The organism is Streptomyces sp. NPDC023541 (assembly GCF_055559995.1).
Genome location: NZ_JBVHJO010000015.1, coordinates 112,488 through 129,007 on the forward strand (window position 1 = coordinate 112,488; position 16,520 = coordinate 129,007).

14 protein-coding genes are annotated in these 16,520 nt (G+C 73.3%); 11 read left to right on the top strand and 3 right to left on the bottom strand.

What is annotated here, in order from left to right; genetic code table 11:
* Nucleotides 1–1,005, bottom strand: coding sequence for an AfsA-related hotdog domain-containing protein (locus ACZ3X1_RS29670; RefSeq protein WP_467281618.1), 1,005 nt, complete (start codon nt 1,003–1,005; stop codon nt 1–3).
* 355 nt (nt 1,006–1,360) lie between these two features.
* Between ACZ3X1_RS29670 and ACZ3X1_RS29675 the strand changes: the two genes are divergently transcribed.
* The 11 genes from ACZ3X1_RS29675 (at nt 1,361) to ACZ3X1_RS29725 (ending at nt 13,544) form a co-directional block, all read left to right on the top strand.
* Nucleotides 1,361–2,803, top strand: a complete 1,443-nt coding sequence (locus tag ACZ3X1_RS29675) for an MFS transporter (RefSeq protein WP_467281619.1) — start codon at nt 1,361–1,363, stop codon at nt 2,801–2,803.
* 89 nt (nt 2,804–2,892) lie between these two features.
* Complete coding sequence (locus ACZ3X1_RS29680) at nt 2,893–3,840, top strand: AIR synthase-related protein (RefSeq protein WP_467281620.1); 948 nt, start codon at nt 2,893–2,895, stop codon at nt 3,838–3,840.
* Nucleotides 3,841–4,072: 232 nt separating this feature from the next.
* Nucleotides 4,073–4,672, top strand: a complete 600-nt coding sequence (locus ACZ3X1_RS29685; RefSeq protein ID WP_356812607.1) for an acyltransferase — start codon at nt 4,073–4,075, stop codon at nt 4,670–4,672.
* A 429-nt stretch (nt 4,673–5,101) separates the two neighbouring features.
* Nucleotides 5,102–6,271, top strand: a complete 1,170-nt coding sequence (locus ACZ3X1_RS29690) for a hypothetical protein (protein ID WP_467281621.1) — start codon at nt 5,102–5,104, stop codon at nt 6,269–6,271.
* Nucleotides 6,268–7,038, top strand: coding sequence for a WecB/TagA/CpsF family glycosyltransferase (locus ACZ3X1_RS29695; protein WP_362630738.1), 771 nt, complete (start codon nt 6,268–6,270; stop codon nt 7,036–7,038). Before ACZ3X1_RS29690 ends, ACZ3X1_RS29695 begins: the two co-directional genes overlap by 4 nt.
* Nucleotides 7,038–8,294, top strand: coding sequence for a nucleotide sugar dehydrogenase (locus ACZ3X1_RS29700; protein WP_356812610.1), 1,257 nt, complete (start codon nt 7,038–7,040; stop codon nt 8,292–8,294). The genes ACZ3X1_RS29695 and ACZ3X1_RS29700 overlap by 1 nt, the downstream gene beginning before the upstream one ends.
* Nucleotides 8,295–8,298: 4 nt before the next feature.
* Nucleotides 8,299–9,429 carry a non-hydrolyzing UDP-N-acetylglucosamine 2-epimerase gene (gene wecB / locus ACZ3X1_RS29705; protein ID WP_467281623.1) on the top strand — a complete coding sequence of 377 codons (1,131 nt, stop codon included), beginning with the start codon at nt 8,299–8,301 and terminating at the stop codon, nt 9,427–9,429.
* A 29-nt stretch (nt 9,430–9,458) separates the two neighbouring features.
* Complete coding sequence (locus tag ACZ3X1_RS29710; protein ID WP_467281625.1) at nt 9,459–10,196, top strand: YveK family protein; 738 nt, start codon at nt 9,459–9,461, stop codon at nt 10,194–10,196.
* Entirely contained in the window at nt 10,193–11,641 is a 1,449-nt protein-coding gene (locus ACZ3X1_RS29715) for an oligosaccharide flippase family protein (protein WP_467281627.1), read from the top strand. Before ACZ3X1_RS29710 ends, ACZ3X1_RS29715 begins: the two co-directional genes overlap by 4 nt.
* A gap of 10 nt (nt 11,642–11,651) precedes the next feature.
* Complete coding sequence (locus ACZ3X1_RS29720) at nt 11,652–12,716, top strand: hypothetical protein (RefSeq protein ID WP_356812614.1); 1,065 nt, start codon at nt 11,652–11,654, stop codon at nt 12,714–12,716.
* 27 nt (nt 12,717–12,743) lie between these two features.
* Entirely contained in the window at nt 12,744–13,544 is an 801-nt protein-coding gene (locus ACZ3X1_RS29725) for a glycosyltransferase family 2 protein (protein WP_467281629.1), read from the top strand.
* On the opposite strand, the gene ACZ3X1_RS29730 is transcribed toward ACZ3X1_RS29725, so the two are convergent.
* A complete protein-coding gene (locus ACZ3X1_RS29730) occupies nt 13,514–14,518 on the bottom strand; it encodes a glycosyltransferase family 2 protein (protein WP_362630719.1) in 1,005 nt (334 codons plus the stop codon). The two genes, ACZ3X1_RS29725 and ACZ3X1_RS29730, sit on opposite strands and share 31 nt — an antisense overlap.
* Nucleotides 14,458–16,488 carry an O-antigen ligase family protein gene (locus ACZ3X1_RS29735; protein ID WP_390078946.1) on the bottom strand — a complete coding sequence of 677 codons (2,031 nt, stop codon included), beginning with the start codon at nt 16,486–16,488 and terminating at the stop codon, nt 14,458–14,460. The genes ACZ3X1_RS29730 and ACZ3X1_RS29735 overlap by 61 nt, the downstream gene beginning before the upstream one ends.
* Nucleotides 16,489–16,520: the final 32 nt, after the last annotated feature.

Below are 16,520 nucleotides of genomic sequence, written 5' to 3' on the forward strand. Positions count from 1 at the left end.
TCAGTGGTCCTGCACCACGGTGGTACGGGCCTCCGCCACCGCGCGCCGCCGCTGGGTCAGGATGAGCGTCATCGGGACGGACGGCCGGCCCTCGTCGTCCCGCCCGAGCGGTCCGGCCACCGCGACGCAGCGCAGCGGCAGTTCACGCTCCGCAGGCCCGCGGAAGTGGATCCGGCAGGCGCCGAGGGTGCTGTGCGCGGAGCTCAGCCCGTGCGCGCGGCCCGCGGCGAGCAGCGAGGTCTGGCGCAGCGCCTCCAGCAGGTGCAGGCCGGAGTACTGGCCGTCCTCGCCGGTGAACAGGGGGCTGACGGGGGTGGGGAGGAGCCAGGTGCTCAGCCGGCCGCGCGAGACGTCGGTGGGCTCGCTGACCACGATGTTCTCGGGCGCGTAGCGGCCCGCCTCGGCGGAGCCGGCCGGGCGCAGCGGACCGTCCGGCGCGTCGTCGATCTCCGGTGCGGCCTGCAGGGCCCGCCGGGAGTGCTCCACGTGCTTGCGGTACAGCTTCGGCATCAGGAAGACCAGCCCGGCCGCTCCCGTCGCGCACGGGCGGCCGTCGATGGTCACCTGGAGGTGGAAGTCGAGACCGCGCGGTACCTCGGCCACCACGTTCGCCGGACGGGCCCGAATGTGGGTGGCCAGGGGCACGGGACGGGGGCCGCCCGGGTCCGTGCGCCAGGCGGAGAGGTCGGTGAAGTCGAGGGTGAAGCGGTAGAACAGGCCGGGCCGGTCGTCCGGGACGCCGAAGTAGCGGTGGCCGACGAACTCGCCGATCTCCCGGACCGTCTCGGTCGCGATCTGCAGGTCGTGGAAGCGGCCAGGGCCGTCGTTGAAGAGCGGGTGGGTGACGGGAGTGGCGCCGACGAGGGTGAAGTTCTCCTCACCCAGGCTGGGTGCGTCGAGGGCGTAGTACGCCCGCGAGGGCGGACGGTGGATCAGGTGCTGGGTGCCCGCGGTCGCGTGTCCATGGATGGTGGGGGGCGAGGCCGTGCCGTTGTCGACTGTCATGTCCCTCTCCTTCTCTGCAGCCATGGTGGGGCGGCCGCGGAGCGGGCAGCCAGCCGGAGCCGGTGTCAGCAAAGTGCATGGCAGGAACTCGTCCGGCCCGCCGGCCGGGCCCGCGGGGCCGGGGCTTTAGCGCCGTCCATGCCGCCTGCGGGAGTGTGGGTACCGGAGAGCCTCCGTCAAGTCCCGTAAGAGCAAAGGGGGCTTCACGGACCCGAGCCAAGGCCCCGCCCCCTCGGGGCATCCCCCACCCTTCGGGCGCGGGGCCTTGGCATCCCCGCTTCCCCCGTTCCGCCCGACGTCCCGTTCGCCCGCCCCCGTTCACCCCGCTCTCCCCGATCCCGGAAGGGAGCCCCCGATGGCCACCACAGGGACCGTGCGCACGCGAGGCGCGGCGCCGCCCGCGCCCGGGCCGTCGGCCCGGCTGCGGTTCGGCTACGCCTCGGGGTCCCTCGTCACCGCGACGTTCACCACCCTCCCCGGCCTGCTGCTGCTCCCGTACCTCACCGACACCCTGGGCGTGGGAGCGGCGCTCGCGGGGCTCGTGGTGTTCGTGCCCAAGGCCTGGGACGCCCTGCTCAACCCGCTCGTCGGCCGCGCCAGCGACCGTACCCGCACCCGCTGGGGCGCCCGCCGCCCGTACGTCCTGTGGGGCGGGCTCGCCATGGCCGCGGCCTTCGCGCTGACGTTCGCGGGCCCGCTGCCGGGCCCCGCGGGCGCCTGGTTCACGGCGGCCGGATACCTGCTCACCGCCACCGCCTTCGCCTTCTTCCAAGTGCCGTACGTGGCCATGCCCGCCGAGCTCGCCACCCGCGACGAGGACCGCATGCGCCTGGTCGGCGGGCGGGTCGCGGTCATCGGAGTGGCCGCCCTCGTCACCGGAGCCGCCGCCCCCGCCCTGATCGACGCCGGCGGCGGCGGCCTCGCCGGACACCGCTGGGCCGGCGCGTTCGGCGCCGCGGTCATCGCCCTCGGCGCGCTCTGGGTCTTCGCCGGCACCTCCGGCTCCGGGTCGTGTGCGCAAAGTCCCGCCGGCGCGGCGGGGTCCGGCCCGGAGCCCGCCGCGTCCGCCCTCCGGGCGGCCGACGCCACTGTGCGGACACCCCCTGGTCCGCCCGCCCCGGTCCGGGCCGCCGACATCGAGCCCGGCCTGCGCCGCCAGTTCGCCGCCGCCCGCGCCAACCCCTCCTTCACGGCGCTGCTGCGGTGCGCGGTCGTCCAGTCCGCGGCCACCGGCGTCCTGCTCGCGGGCGCCCCGTACTTCGCCGACCACGTGCTGCGGGACCCGGCCGGGGTGGCCCCCCTCGTCGTCGCGTTCGTCGCCCCCAACCTGCTGACCGTCCCGCTCTGGTCGCGGCTGCGCGGCCGCCGCGGCCACGCCCTCGCGTCCGGCCTGTTCGCGGCCGGCTGCCTGCTCCTCCTCGCGGCCCCCGTGCTGCCCGACGCCGCGGTGCTGGCCGTCATGGCCCTAGCCGGCACCGGCCACGCCGGTCAGCTGCTGTTCCTGTACGCCATGCTGGCGCAGTGCACCGCCCGTACCGAGCACCGCAGGGCGGGCGTCCTGTCCGGGCTGTTCACCACCGGCGAGGGCCTCGGGGTCGCCGCCGGGCCCTTCGTCTACGGACTCGTCCTCCAGCTCTCCGGCTACGTCTCCTCCGGCACCGGCCGCGCCGCGCAGCAGACCGCGGCCGCCGAACTGGGCCTGCTGGCCGGCTTCGCCGCCCTGCCGGTCCTCGCCACCGCGGCCGCCGTCGTACTGCTGCGCGGGTACGAACGCCCGCCCGCCCCTACCGACCCCTGATCGGTCGCCGTACGGGTGACACGGGTATGCGGGGCCCCGTAGGCGCAGGATGATGGGACGATCATGAATCGGGCGCATCGGGGGATGGCGTGACGTACGCACGGGGATGGGACGCGGCCCAGGTCGGTTTCGGCCCGGGCGTGCGCGCCCTGGTCGAGGAGGAGCTCCTTCCGGACCGCGACGTCGTCGTCCGCACCGGGACGTACGTCGTCGATCCGCCCTTCTTCGGCAACGGCGACATCGGCCGCGTGGCCGTCTGCGGCGCCGTCAACGAACTGGCCGTCACCGGCGCCGAACCCCGGCACATCGCCCTCGGCATCGTGCTGGAGGCCGGACTCCCGCTGGAGCTGGTCCGCCGGCTGACCGCGTCGGTACGCAGCACGGCCGCCGAGGCCGGGGTCACCATCGCCGCGGTCGACACCCAGGTCGTCCGCGCGGGCGAGGCCGACCGGGTCTTCGTCACCACGACCGCGTTCGGGGTGGCGGCCGGCGGCCCCTCCCGGGAACTCCACACGGTCCGGCCGGGGGACCGCATCGTCGTGACCGGGCCGCTCGGCAGCCACGCCGCCCACCTGGTGTCGTTGCGCGACGGCCTGGGGTACGAGCACCACGTGCCCAGCGACTGCGCCCCCCTGGGCGGCCTGCTGCGGACGGTGGGCGCCGATGTCCGCCACGCCCGGACCGTGGTCGCCGGCGGTCTGGCCGAGGTGCTGCGCCAGAGCGCGGCGGGCCGCGGCCTGACGCTGCGCGTCGACGAGTCCGCCCTGCCCGTACGCCACGCGGCCCGGGTGGCCCTCGGTGCCCGCGGCCTCGCCCCGCTGGACGCGGCGTGCGCCGGCTGCCTGTGCCTGTTCGTCCCGCCCGGGCGCACCGGCCGGGTCCTGGCGGCCCTGCGCGCCCACCCCCACGGCTGGCGGGCCGCCGTCGTCGGCGAGGTCACGGCCGACCCCATGGGCGGCGTCGAGTTCCTTTCCCCCGACGGGCGCCCGCGCACGCGCACCGTTCCCGCCGGCTCCGTTCCCGAACGCCTCCTCTGACGGACGCGGGGCGCACCGGCCGGCGCGCCCAAGTGCCCGGAATGAAGAGTCGGTTGTTCCACGGGTGGAGCGGCCCGCGGCCGCATATGCTCGGCGCGTACCGCCGTACGCCTGAACACCGGAACGCCTGAACACTGGAACATCTGAGCACCGGAACGTCTGAACACCCGCACATCCGTGCCTTCGCACGCCCGTGCGCAGCACGTCTGGCGAACCGTAAGGGGACCGCGTCGTGAGTGTCCGCATTCAACCGACCTCGCAGGTGGACGAGAGCGCCGAGCTCGGCGAGGGGACCACGATCTGGGATCTGGCGCAGATACGCGAGGAGGCCCGGCTCGGGCGCGGGTGCATCGTGGGGCGCGGCGCGTACGTCGGGCCCGGCGTACGGATCGGCGACCACGTGAAGCTCCAGAACTACGCGCTCGTCTACGAGCCGGCCGAGCTGGGCGACGGGGTGTTCATCGGCCCGGCCGCGGTCCTCACGAACGACTTCTACCCGCGCGCGGTCGACCCCGACGGCACTCTCAAGCGCGACGGCGACTGGGAGGCGGCCGGGGTCGTCGTGGCCGAGGGTGCCTCGCTGGGGGCCCGTTCGGTGTGCGTGGCCGGGGTGCGGGTCGGGCGCTGGGCCCTCGTCGCGGCCGGGGCGGTGGTCTCCAAGGACGTTCCGGACTTCGCCCTCGTGGCCGGGGTGCCGGCCCGCCGGATCGGCTGGGTGGGCCGGGCCGGGGTCCGACTGGTGGAGCGTGACGGCGAGCCGGGCACGTGGGAGTGCCCGCGCACCGGGGCGCTGCACGACGAGAAGGACGGCACGCTCGTCGAGCGCACCTGACGGATGCCGGCGATTTGGGCCACAAGCATTTCCTCAAAACCGCAATCAATGAACATCCATGGGCATAACGTGTCCCTGCACACGGGATCTGAGCAGGCAACAGGCCTTGTTCAGTGGGGGGTTGTGTACGACGAGGGCACCGCGGGCAGCGTCCGGCGGAGCGTGGTTCCACCGCGCCCGCCGACACTGCCGTGCACGCGTGTCCCGGTCCGAGGCATCGCTGGGGGGATCCAGACGGCAGCCTTCGGACGGCTCGTGCCCCGGCGTCGGACGCCGCGGGCACGGGCGCCGTCACGCGCAGTCCCCCTCCGCGGAATGACGACCGCCAGGTCCGTCCGAGGAGCGATCAGAGGGGGTAGGTGTGTTGGAGCCGAAGAGCTCGGACATGCGGGGTGCGAGCGGCACCCGGGGAGTCGGGGTGGGGACCCGATGACCACCACACGATTAGCAGCACTGGCCGAAGAGGACCCGAAGCTGCACGTACTGGCGCAGCGGCTGCTCGGGCTGGCCGAGGCGGGTCTGCCCGCCATGTATCTGCCCGAGGCCGAGACCTTCGCCTTCACCAGGGCCGCGGCGGTCTCGCCCGAGGGCACCCGACGCCTGGAACCGCGCGGGACCAGCACCCGGTACGCGGCCATCACCGCACTGGGCGCCCGGTTCCTGCCGGAGGACCGCCAGCGCGCCCTGTTCGGCGGACGCTCCGCCGAGGAGTTCACCGGACTGCTGGTGGAACGGCTGCCCGGGGTGGTCAACCTCGGCGACGCGGCGCTCGTCGCCTGGGCCGCCGCCGAGACCGGCCACCCGAAACTGTCCGACGCCCTCGACCGGGTCGCCGCCCTGGACCCGCCCGGCCGGCCCCGGTACACCGTCGAGGCGGCCTGGGTGCTCTCCGCCCTCGCGGCCGCGCGCGCCGCGGTGGACGTGGAGGAACGCCTGGCGGACGCCCGCGCCCGCCTGCTGACGGCCAGGAGCGGCAGCGGCCCGCTGTTCGCGCACGCCACCGGCCCGGGACTGCTGCCCGGCTACCGCTCGCACGTGGCCTGCTTCGCCGACCAGACCTATCCGCTGCAGGCGCTGGCCCGGCTGCACGCGAGCGGCGCCGACCCCGAGGCCCTCGCGGCCGCCGACGCCTGCGCCGCCCGCATCGTCGACCTCCAGGGCGACGGCGGACAGTGGTGGTGGCACTACGACGCCCGCGAGGGCGCCGTGATCGAGGGCTACCCCGTCTACAGCGTCCACCAGCACGCGATGGCCCCGACCGCCCTGTTCGACCTGGCCGAAGCGGGCGGCACGGACTTCACCGCGGCGATCCGCCGGGGACTGCGCTGGATGACGGCGGTGCCCGAACTCGCCGGGCCCGCCGGAACCCCGCGCGAGCCGGTGATCCGCGAGGACCTCGGCGTCACCTGGCGCAAGGTCTACCGCGGCGACCCCAAGAAGGCCGTCCGGGCCGCCCGCGGGCTCACCACCCGCCTCGCCCCGCAGGTCCGGCTCGCACCCCTGGACGTGCTCTTCCGCCCGCGGTGGGTGGACCGGGAGTGCCGCCCGTACGAGTTCGGCTGGATGCTGTTCGCCTGGCTCGGGGGGCCGCAGAGATGAGCCGCACCACCCTCTTCGGGGTCACGCTCGACCCCCTGACCATGGACGAGACCGTGCAGCGCTGCCTCGACGCCGTACGGCGCGGGGAGCAGATCGAGATCGGCATGGTCAACGCCGCCAAGCTGGTCAACATGCGGCGCGACCCGGCCCTCGCCGAAGCGGTCGCCGGGTGCGACCTCGTCCTGGCCGACGGCCAGGCCGTGGTCTGGGCGGGCCGCGTCCTGGGCGTCCGGCTGCCCGAACGCGTCGCGGGCATCGACCTGTTCATGCGCCTGCTCGCGGCGGCCGAGGTGGCGGACATCCCCGTCTACCTCCTCGGAGCCCAGCAGGAGGTGCTGGAGATGATGCTCGGGCAGATCTCCGAACGCTTCCCGAAACTGCGGGTCGCGGGCAGCCGCAACGGCTACTTCGGCGACTGCGAACAGGAGGGGATCGCCGACTCCGTCGCCGACAGCGGCGCCCGCCTGCTGTTCCTCGGCATGACCTCGCCCAAGAAGGAGATCTTCACCGCCGGCTACGGCAAGCGCACCGGCGCCCACGTCGTCCACGGCGTCGGAGGCTCCTTCGACATCCTCGCCGGCATCACCAAGCGGGCCCCCCTGGCCTGGCAGCGGATGGGCCTCGAATGGTTCTACCGCACCCTCCAGGAGCCGCGCCGCCTCGGCAAGCGCTACCTCACCACCAATGCCGCATTCCTCGCCATGACGGTCCGGGAGCTCATCCACCGCACCCCGTCCGCCGGTTCCGCGAACAGGAGTCACTGCTGATGCGCGTCGTCGTCGTGGGACAGGGATACGTAGGCCTTCCGCTGGCCGTCCGGGCCGCCGAGGTCGGCCACCAGGTGATCGGCTACGACGTGGACGCGCTGCGGGTCAAGAGCCTCGCCGCCGGAGAGTCGTACGTGGAGGACGTCTCCTCCGAACGCCTCGCCCGCGCCCTGGAGCGCGGCACCTACCGGCCCAGCGAACTCGCCCGGGACTGCGGCGGATTCGACGTCGCCGTCGTCACCGTCCCCACCCCCTTGCAGGACGGGGCCCCCGACCTGCGCTACATCGAGGAGTCGGCCCACACCCTGGCCCGCTTCCTGCGCCCGGGCGCGACCGTGATCCTGGAGTCCACCACCTACCCGGGCACCACCGAGGAACTGTTCGCCCCGATCCTGGAGGACGGCTCCGGCCTCACCGCCGGTGCCGACTTCCACCTGGGCTACAGCCCGGAGCGGATCGACCCGGGCAACACCGTCTGGGGCTTCCAGCAGACGCCGAAGGTCGTCTCCGGGGTCGACGCCGCCTCCCTGAAGGCCGTCGAGGCCTTCTACGGACAGCTCGTCGACACCACCGTGCCCGTGCGCTCGCCCAAGGAGGCCGAGCTGGCGAAACTGCTGGAGAACACCTTCCGGCACGTGAACATCGCCCTCGTCAACGAGATCGCCATGTTCGCCCGCCACCTCGACATCGACGTCTGGCAGTCCATCGAGGCCGCGTCCAGCAAGCCCTTCGGCTTCATGAAGTTCACCCCGGGACCGGGCGTCGGCGGACACTGCCTGCCCATCGACCCGTCGTACCTGAACTGGCGCGTCCAGCGCGAACTCGGCCAGAACTTCCGCTTCGTCGAACTCGCCAACGACATCAACAACCACATGCCCGAATACGTCACCCGCCGCGTGATCGACGCCCTCAACGCCAAGCGCCGCTCCGTCAACGGCTCCCGCGTCCTGCTGCTCGGCCTCGCATACAAGAAGAACACCGGCGACGCGCGCGAGTCGCCCGCCGTACGCATCGCCGAACTGCTCCTCGACATGGGCGCCAAGGTCCGCGCGGTCGACCCGCACGTGGTGGAGAGCGTCAAGGTCGACGCACGCCTCGCCCGCGTCGAAGCGACCCGCAAGGAACTGGCGGCCGCCGACGTCGTCGTCCTGCTCACCGACCACGACTCCTTCGACTACCCGATGATCACCGAACACGCCTCCTTCGTCCTCGACACCCGCAACCGCATGACCGGCCCGAAGGTGGAGGTGCTCTGAACCCATGAACAGGATCGTCTGCGTCGCCGGGGCGCGCCCCAACTACATGAAGATCAAACCGGTGATGGACGCACTGGAGCGCCGCGGCGCCGAGGTGGTCCTCGTCCACACCGGACAGCACTACGACGAGTCCATGAGCGACGTCTTCTTCCGCGACCTCGGCATCCGCCCGCCCGACCGGTACCTGGGCGCCGGATCGGGCAGTCACGCCCAGCAGACCGGCCGGGTGATGGCCGCCTTCGAGCCGCTCGTCGAAGAACTGGCGCCCGACGCGGTGGTGGTGGTCGGGGACATCAACTCCACCCTCGCCTGCGCCCTGGTGACCGCGAAGGCCGGCCCGCTGCTGGCCCACGTGGAAGCCGGCCTGCGCAGCCGCGACTGGAGCATGCCCGAGGAGGTCAACCGGGTCGCCACCGACCGGGTCAGCGACTACCTGCTGGCCCCCTCGCCCGACGCCGCGGCCAACCTGCGCGCGGAGGGCTACCGCGAGGACCAGATCCACGTCGTCGGCAACGTCATGATCGACACGCTCCTCGCCAACCTGGACCGGGCCCGGCAGTCGGACGTCCTCACCCGCCACGGGCTCACCCGCGGCGGGTACGGCCTGGTCACCCTGCACCGGCCGGCCAACGTGGACGACCCCGGCGCGCTGCGCGGCCTGCTCAAGGCCCTCGGCGAGATCGCCGGCCGCTGCCCGCTGCTGCTGCCCGTGCACCCGCGGGCCGCGCAGCGGCTGGCCGAACCGGGCGTCCCCGACGGCATCCGGCTCGTCCCGGCCGCCGGGTACCTCGACTTCATCGCCCTGCAGGACTCCGCCCGGCTGGTGCTCACCGACTCCGGGGGCGTCCAGGAGGAGACCACCGCCCTGGGCGTGCCCTGCGTGACCCTGAGGGAGAACACCGAGCGTCCCATCACCGTGGTGGAGGGCACCAACGTCCTGGCCGGCACCGATCCCGACCGGATCGTCGCCACCGTGGACAAGGTGCTCGACGATCCGCCCGCGCCGCGCTGCCCCGCACTGTGGGACGGCCGCGCCGGCGAGCGCATCGCCGCCGTCCTCCTCGACGGCGGGCCCGCCCGCCCCCGGCCCAGACCCACCGACCTCGTGCCGGCCGCCGGGCACGGACCGCAGTAGCCGGAACATCCGCAACAAGGGGGAAGACCATGGATCTCGCCGAGATAGGGCGGGTCATGCGCAGGCGCTGGTACGTGCTGCTGCCCGGACTGCTGCTGACAGCGGCACTGACCACCGCCGTGCACCTGCTGATCCCGGTGGAGTACCAGTCGCAGAGCACCGTGACGCTGCTCAACTCGGCGAAGGCCACCGAGGCCTTCGACGGCAACCCCTTCCTCAGCACGCAGTCCTCGCTCACCGGCATGGCCGACGGCCTCGCCCGCAACCTCAACTCGGACGGCGCCAAAGCCGACCTCAAGGCCCTCGGCGTCACCGGCAAGCACGAGGTGAAGATCGCCGACAACGCCCAGGGCCCCTTCATGTGGCTGACCGTCACCGGCACCGACCCGGCAGCCGTCCTCACGTCCGACCAACTCCTCGCCTCCTACGCCGACAAGAGGCTCAAGGAGTTCCAGACCCAACAGTCCGTCGCCCCCGAGGCCATGATCCGGATGGCGACCATCGTGCCCCCGCAGAAACCGCAGGCGCAGACCAAGACCCGGCTCCAGTACATCGTGATGGCGGGCGCGCTCGGCTTCGTCCTCACCCTGGTCGCCACCTTCTTCGTGGAGGCCCGGCGGCGCACCCCGCGCGCGAAGGACCGCCCGGCCCCGGCCGGGACGCCGGCCGCCCCCGCAGCCGCCGTACCCGCCGCCACGACACCCGTCGCCACCGACGAGACCATGGCACTGCGCACGGTCGGCCCCGGCGGGGCGGGTTCGCCATGACCGACACCGGTACCAGCACGCAGACCACCCCGGCGGAGCCCTCCCTGGGACGCAGGGTCGGCTCCGCGGCCAAGTGGAGCCTGATCAACACGGTCGTCATGCGCCTCGGCAACTTCGCGACCGGCATCGTCCTCGCCCGCTACTTCCTCGGGCCCGAGGCCTGGGGCGTGTACGGGATCGCTCAGACCGTCCTGCTCGTCCTGCTCTCCGCGAACGAACTCGGCGTCTCCCTCGCCATCGTCCGCTGGGAGGGCGACCCGCGCCGCTTCGCGCCCACCGTCCTCACCCTCAGCGCCGCCTCCAGCTGCCTGCTCTACGCGGTGCTGTTCGCGACCGCCCCGGCCGTCGCCGACGTCCTCGGCTCGCCCGAGGCGTCCGGGGTCCTGCGGGTCATGTGCCTGTGCGTGGTTCTCGACGGACTGTCCCAGGTCCCGGCCGGCTTCCTCACCCGGGAGTTCGCGCAGGGCCGGCGGATGGCCGTCGACGCGCTCAACTTCGTCCTCAGCACCGCGGTGACCCTGATGCTCGCCGTCCAGGGCTGGGGGGCGATGAGCTTCGCCTGGGGATCCGTCGTCGGCAACATGGCCGCCCTCATCGGCTGCTGCCTCGCCGCGCCCGGCACCCTGACGTTCGGCTGGGACAGGGAACAGGCCCGCGCCCTGCTGAAGTTCGGCCTCCCGCTCGCCGGAGCCAGCATGCTCGCGCTCGGCGTGGTCAACGTGGACACCATGGTGGTGGGCTCCACCCTGGACCCCCTCGCCCTCGGCTTCTACGTACTCGCCTTCAACATCTCCGGCTGGCCCGTCCGCGTCGTCTCCGAAGCCGCCCGCCGCGTCTCCTTCGCCGGCTTCTCCCGACTGGCCGACTCACCACAGGCGCTGGCCGCCGGCTTCGCCCGCGCCCTCGGCGTGGTGACGGCGGCCACCGTCCCGCTCTGCGTCCTGCTGGCCGCCCTCGCCGCACCCGTCATCGAGCTCGTCTACGGCGAACGCTGGCTGCCCGCGGCCGGCCCCCTGCCCTGGCTGATGGCACTCGGCCTCGTCCGCATCGGCTGCGAACTCGCCTACGACTGCCTGGTGGCCACCGGCCGGCGCCGCTCGCTCATCGGGGTGCAGGGCCTGTGGCTGCTCGTCCTGATCCCGGCCCTCGTGATCGGCGCCCGCGGCGGCGGGATCACCGGTGTGGCACAGGGACACGTCGCCGTCGCCTGCGCCGTCGTGGTCCCGGTGTTCCTCCTCGCGCTGCACCGCGGCGGCATCCGCCTGGGCACCCTCGTACGGGCCTGCGCCCTGCCGCTGCTCGGCGGCGCCGTGATGACCGCCGTGCTCCTCCTCCTGCAACGCTCCCTCGGCGACTCCGTGCCCGCGCTCCTCGCGACCGCGACCGCAGGCACCCTGTGCTACGCCGTATGCCTCCTGCCCGCCCGAAAAACGCTCCGAGGATAGGCGACCGGCCATGACAGGCAACCGAAGGCGCCTGGGGGCGTGGCTGCTCGCCGGAGTGGTCCTGGCCGTCGTCCTCACCCTGTACGACGCCGACCGTACCGGGGTGAGCGATCCGAAGGCCGCCCCCTCCGCGACACCGACGGGCGCTGCCCCCGCGACGCCGGTGCCCGCCGCCGGCGGTACGCCGAGCCCCTCGGCCACGGCCTCACCGCCGCCCTCGCCGGGAGCGGGCGGACCGTCCCCCGCCCCCTCCGCCACCGCCTGCACCTCACCCGGGGCCTGCGGATACCCCGACGCGAACAGCACCGGCCCGCGGATCGGCCTGGAGCGGCACGACACCGGCAACCTGTCGGTCAAGAAGGACGGCACGGTCATCAAGGGCTGGGACATCCGCGGTTCGCTCGACATCTACGCCGACGACGTCACCGTCATCGACAGCAAGATCACCTCCACCAACTGGTGGGGGATCAACCTGCGCCCCGGCTTCAGCGGCCTGAAGGTCCTGCACACCACCATCACCGCCGTACCGGGCCAGGGCCCCGACAACGGAGGCGTCAACTACGCCGTGTCGAACATGGGCGGCAGCTCCATCGAGGTCGGCTGGTGCGACATCTCGGTGTTCGGCAACGCCCTGTCCATGGGCCAGGGCGACCTGCACGACAACTACGTCCACGACCTCGTCGCCTTCCGCAACCAGGGCGGCGAATGGCAGCACACCGACGCCGTCATCAGCGGCGGCGGCAACAAGGGCCGGCTGACCGTCCGGCACAACACCCTGCTCAACGCCACCCCCGTGGACAAGGGCGCCACCGCAGCCGTGGGCCTCTTCGCCGACACCGGCGTCGTCTCCTCCGTCATCGTCGAGGACAACTGGCTGGCCGGCGGAGCGTACGCGCTCTACGGCGGAGGCCCGGGCGCCACCGGCATCCGGGTCACCGGCAACGTCTTCTCCACCCAGTACCACCCGGCCAGTGGCGCCTACGGCCCCGTCACCGCCTGGAACCCCGGCGGCTCCGGGAACGTGTGGAAGGACAACCGCATGTCCGACGGCCGCCCGGTGGAACCCGCCCCCTGACACCCCACCCACCACGGAGATTCCACGATGCGCCGTATCGCCCGGGCCCCCTGGGAACTGCTGAAGCGGGCCTTCGGCTGGCTGGTGCTCTTCGAGGCCCGCAACAAACTCCTGCTCCTGCCCTCCGCCGTACGGCTGCGGCGCTTCGAGGACACCGAGACCACCCGCCTCGCGGCCCTCCTGGGCCGGCCCCCGGCCGCCCGGGTCGCCACCGTGATCGCCACCCACCGGCGCCCCGACGCGCTGCGCGCGGCGGTCCGCTCCGCCCTGGCGCAGACCGTCACCGACCAGGTGGTCATCGTCGTCGACGACGGCGCCGGCCTGCCCGAACTGCCCTCGCACCCACGTCTGTTCTCGGTCTCCCTGACCCGCAACACGGCGACCGCCGGAGTCGTGCGCAACGTGGGCATCCGGCTCACCCGCTCCCGGTACGTGGCCTTCCTCGACGACGACAACCTGTGGGAGCCCGACCACCTGGAGCAGGCCCTGACCTGCCTGGACGCGGCCGGCGGACCCGACGCCGTCTACACCGCGCTGCGCAGGGTGCTGCCCGACGGCACCGAACGCGACGTCCTGTCCGTCCCCTTCGACCGCCGCCGCGCCGCCCACGAGGCCTTCCTGGACACCAACGCCTTCGTGGCCCGCCGCAGCCGGGCCCTGCACTTCAGCCGGCTGCGGCGCACCCCCGAGGTGCTGCCCCGCGAGGACTGGGAGCTCATCCGCCGCTACGCCCGCCGCCACGAAGTACGCCACCTGCCCCGCCCCACCGTCCGCTACCTGGTCAACCCCGGAAGCTTCTACACCGCGTGGGACGGCCCGGCCGGCTGAGGACCGGGCGCGGCGCGCAGGGCCGGCCGGCCGGCCAGCGCGCGGGCGGCCGCCAGGCTCGCCGGCCGGCCCAGGGCCGCGCGGGAGGACTCCCGCAGCAGCACGGCCGCCCGGAAGGCGGTGGTGGCCGCAAGGCCGTGGCGGCGCCGGTAGAGCCGGACCCGGTTGACCGTCAGCAGCGTCCACAGCCGCGGCGACACCCGGGAGTCCCCGCCCAGGTGGGTGGCCGAGGCCGACGGCTCCAGCCGGGTCACGAAACCGCGGTCCCGGGCCCGCAGACAGTACTCGGTCTCCTCCGAGTACAGGAAGAACGACTCGTCCCAGGCCCCGCACGCGGCCAGGCACTCCCCGGACAGGGCCATCAGCGCCCCCGTCGCCCAGTCCGCCACCGTCTCCCGCTCGTACGCGGCCGGATCGGTGACCAGCTCGCTCCAGCGCGGGAAGCGCCCCGCCCGGCGGTTGCCGATCACCGCCTCGCCCAGTGCCCGGGGCACGCTGGACTCGCGGCGCAGCGAGTGCAGGAGCGTCCGGCCGTCCTCCTCGTACAGCAGTGGGACGCTGATCCCGACCCGGCCGCCGCCGGGCTGCGGCGCGCCGAGCGCGTCCACGAGCACCTTGGCGCAGCCACGCCGCATCCGGACGTCCGGATTGCTCACCAGGGCGGCCCGGAAGCCGCCCTCCCACCCGGCGGCGGCCGCCAGCGCGGCGTTCACCCCGGCCGCGTACCCGGCGTTGCGCCCGGTACGGACGACCGTCGCGTCCGGGGCCAGCGAGCGCACCACCTCCACCGTGTCGTCGGCGGAGTCGTTGTCGGCGACGACGAGACGCCAGTCGAGCCCGGCCATGCCCTCCGGCAGCGAGGCGAGGAACTCCGGCAGGACCTCCGCACTGTTCCAGGTGACGACGAGGACCGCTACCGGACCGGAGCCGGAGCCGGGGAGGGACTCGGGAGACGCTGATCGGCGGGAAGACATGGGAACTCCACGGATCGGGGCTTCGGCGCCGCGCGCCGGATGAAGCCGAGGTAACTGCCTCCGGCGGCGATCGTCAGGAAGAACATCCCGGCGAACATCGGGAAGCTGAGTGCGTCGAACGTGGCGCTGACGACCAGGGCGACGACCGCGGAGGCGAAGAACGCCTGCCCCAGCTCCCGGTCGGACTCGCCGACCGCCAGCCGGCGGATCGCCCCGCCCTGGTGGATGCCGGTGAGGAAGAGGAACACGAGCGCGAGCAGCCCCAGGAACCCCATCTCGGCCAGGGTCAGCATGTACTGGTTGTCGGTGAAGAAGTAGAGCTCGGGAATGAACGTGCCCAGCCCGCGCCCGAACAGGGGGCGCTCGTCCAGGTACGGGACGATCGCGCTGTACTTCACGGTCCGGGCCTGGGTACTGCTGTCGGAGTTCGACAGGAAGGACGCGAACAGGGCGGTGATGGTGCCGATCAGCCCCGGAATGATCACCTTGAAACAGGCGACCGCTCCCACCAGCACACCGATCGCGGTCCACCGCCGCTGCGGTTTCCAGCGCGGCACCATCACCAGGATCACGATCAGCGCCCCGATGATCGAGGTGCGCGACACCGTCAGCGGCAGTGCCCCGCCCATCAGCGCCACCGGCGCCCAGCGGCGCCAGGCCTTCAGGTGGCGCCGTACCGGATCGAAGGCCTGCTGCACGGCGAAGGGCAGCAGCAGCGCCAGCATCCCGCCGAACTCCAGCGGCTGCGCCGTCGTGGACCGGGGACGGGTGAACGCCCCGCGGTCCAGGGTCGTGATCTGGGGGACGCCCGAGGCCAGTCCCGGGATGCTGATGCTGTCGGCGATGTTGGTCGCGGTGAAGAAGTCGTAGAACCCGACGGCCGCCACGATGGTCCCCATCACCACGGCCCGGCGCATCAGTACGTCCAGGCGCGCCCGGTCCTGGATCCCGGCGGTGACCAGCACCACCAGCGACACCCACACCAGCAGGGCGATCAGGCCGCGGTCCGCACCGAGCAGCTCCTTGCGCACGCTGCCGCGGCCCGCGTTCGCGATGTAGGAGGCCAGCACCGACACGGCCAGCAGCCACATCGCCACCCGCGGCAGCCGGGTCCCGGCCGCCGGCCGGATCCGGCCGGCGAGCCAGGTCGCCAGATACCAGAACAGGGCCAGCAGGGCGAACACGTTGGCCGGGGTCCCCACCCCGCCCAGGCCCGGCAGCGTCAGGTTCGACGGGATGAAGAAGGCCAGCGCCAGATACCCGGTGAGCAGCGCGGTGGCGTCCACATGGCGGCCCCGCGACCTGCGGCGCCCGGCCCGGCCCGGTGCGCCGGCGGCCTCGGCGGCCCTCTCGCGCCTGCGCCGGCGGGCCGCCGACAGCGCGTCCGCCACGAAGGAGAGGACGAACCCGCCGCCGACACCGAGGATGAGGACCCCCAGCACCTGCTGGTAACGGCTCTTGAGCTGCGGCACCGGGGTCTGCGGCAGCACCACCGGCGCGGTCTGCACCATGTACGCGGGCTGCACCTTGGCTGCCGCCTGCAGCGCGTTGAGCTGCTCCCCGGCGAAGCCCGTCAGCAGGTTGGTCTCCTCCAGCACCTTCTCCCGGTCGGTGCCCGTGACCGTCAGCGTCAGCAGCGGCCCCGAGGTGTTCGCGGCGAACCCGACGGTATAGGGATCGCTCACGCCCAGGCTGTGCAGCTCACGGGCGGCGTCCGCCCCCGACAGCGTCCTGATCAGCACGTCCGCGGTCACCACCAGGGCGCCGCCCGCGTTGGAGATGGGATTGCCGAAGGCCGGCGGCAGCTTGGCCGCCGCCGAGGAGTCGAGCAGTGCCACCGAACTCTGCGACTGGTACGCCACCGGCACCGACCGGTACAGGTGGAGCGCCGCCAGCAGGCTGAGCACGATCGCCGGAAGCATCACGTACCAGCGCCGCCGCAGCACCGCGCCCAATTCACGAATGCTCACGAACACCCCTGCCGGGTAGCGGATCTGATGGC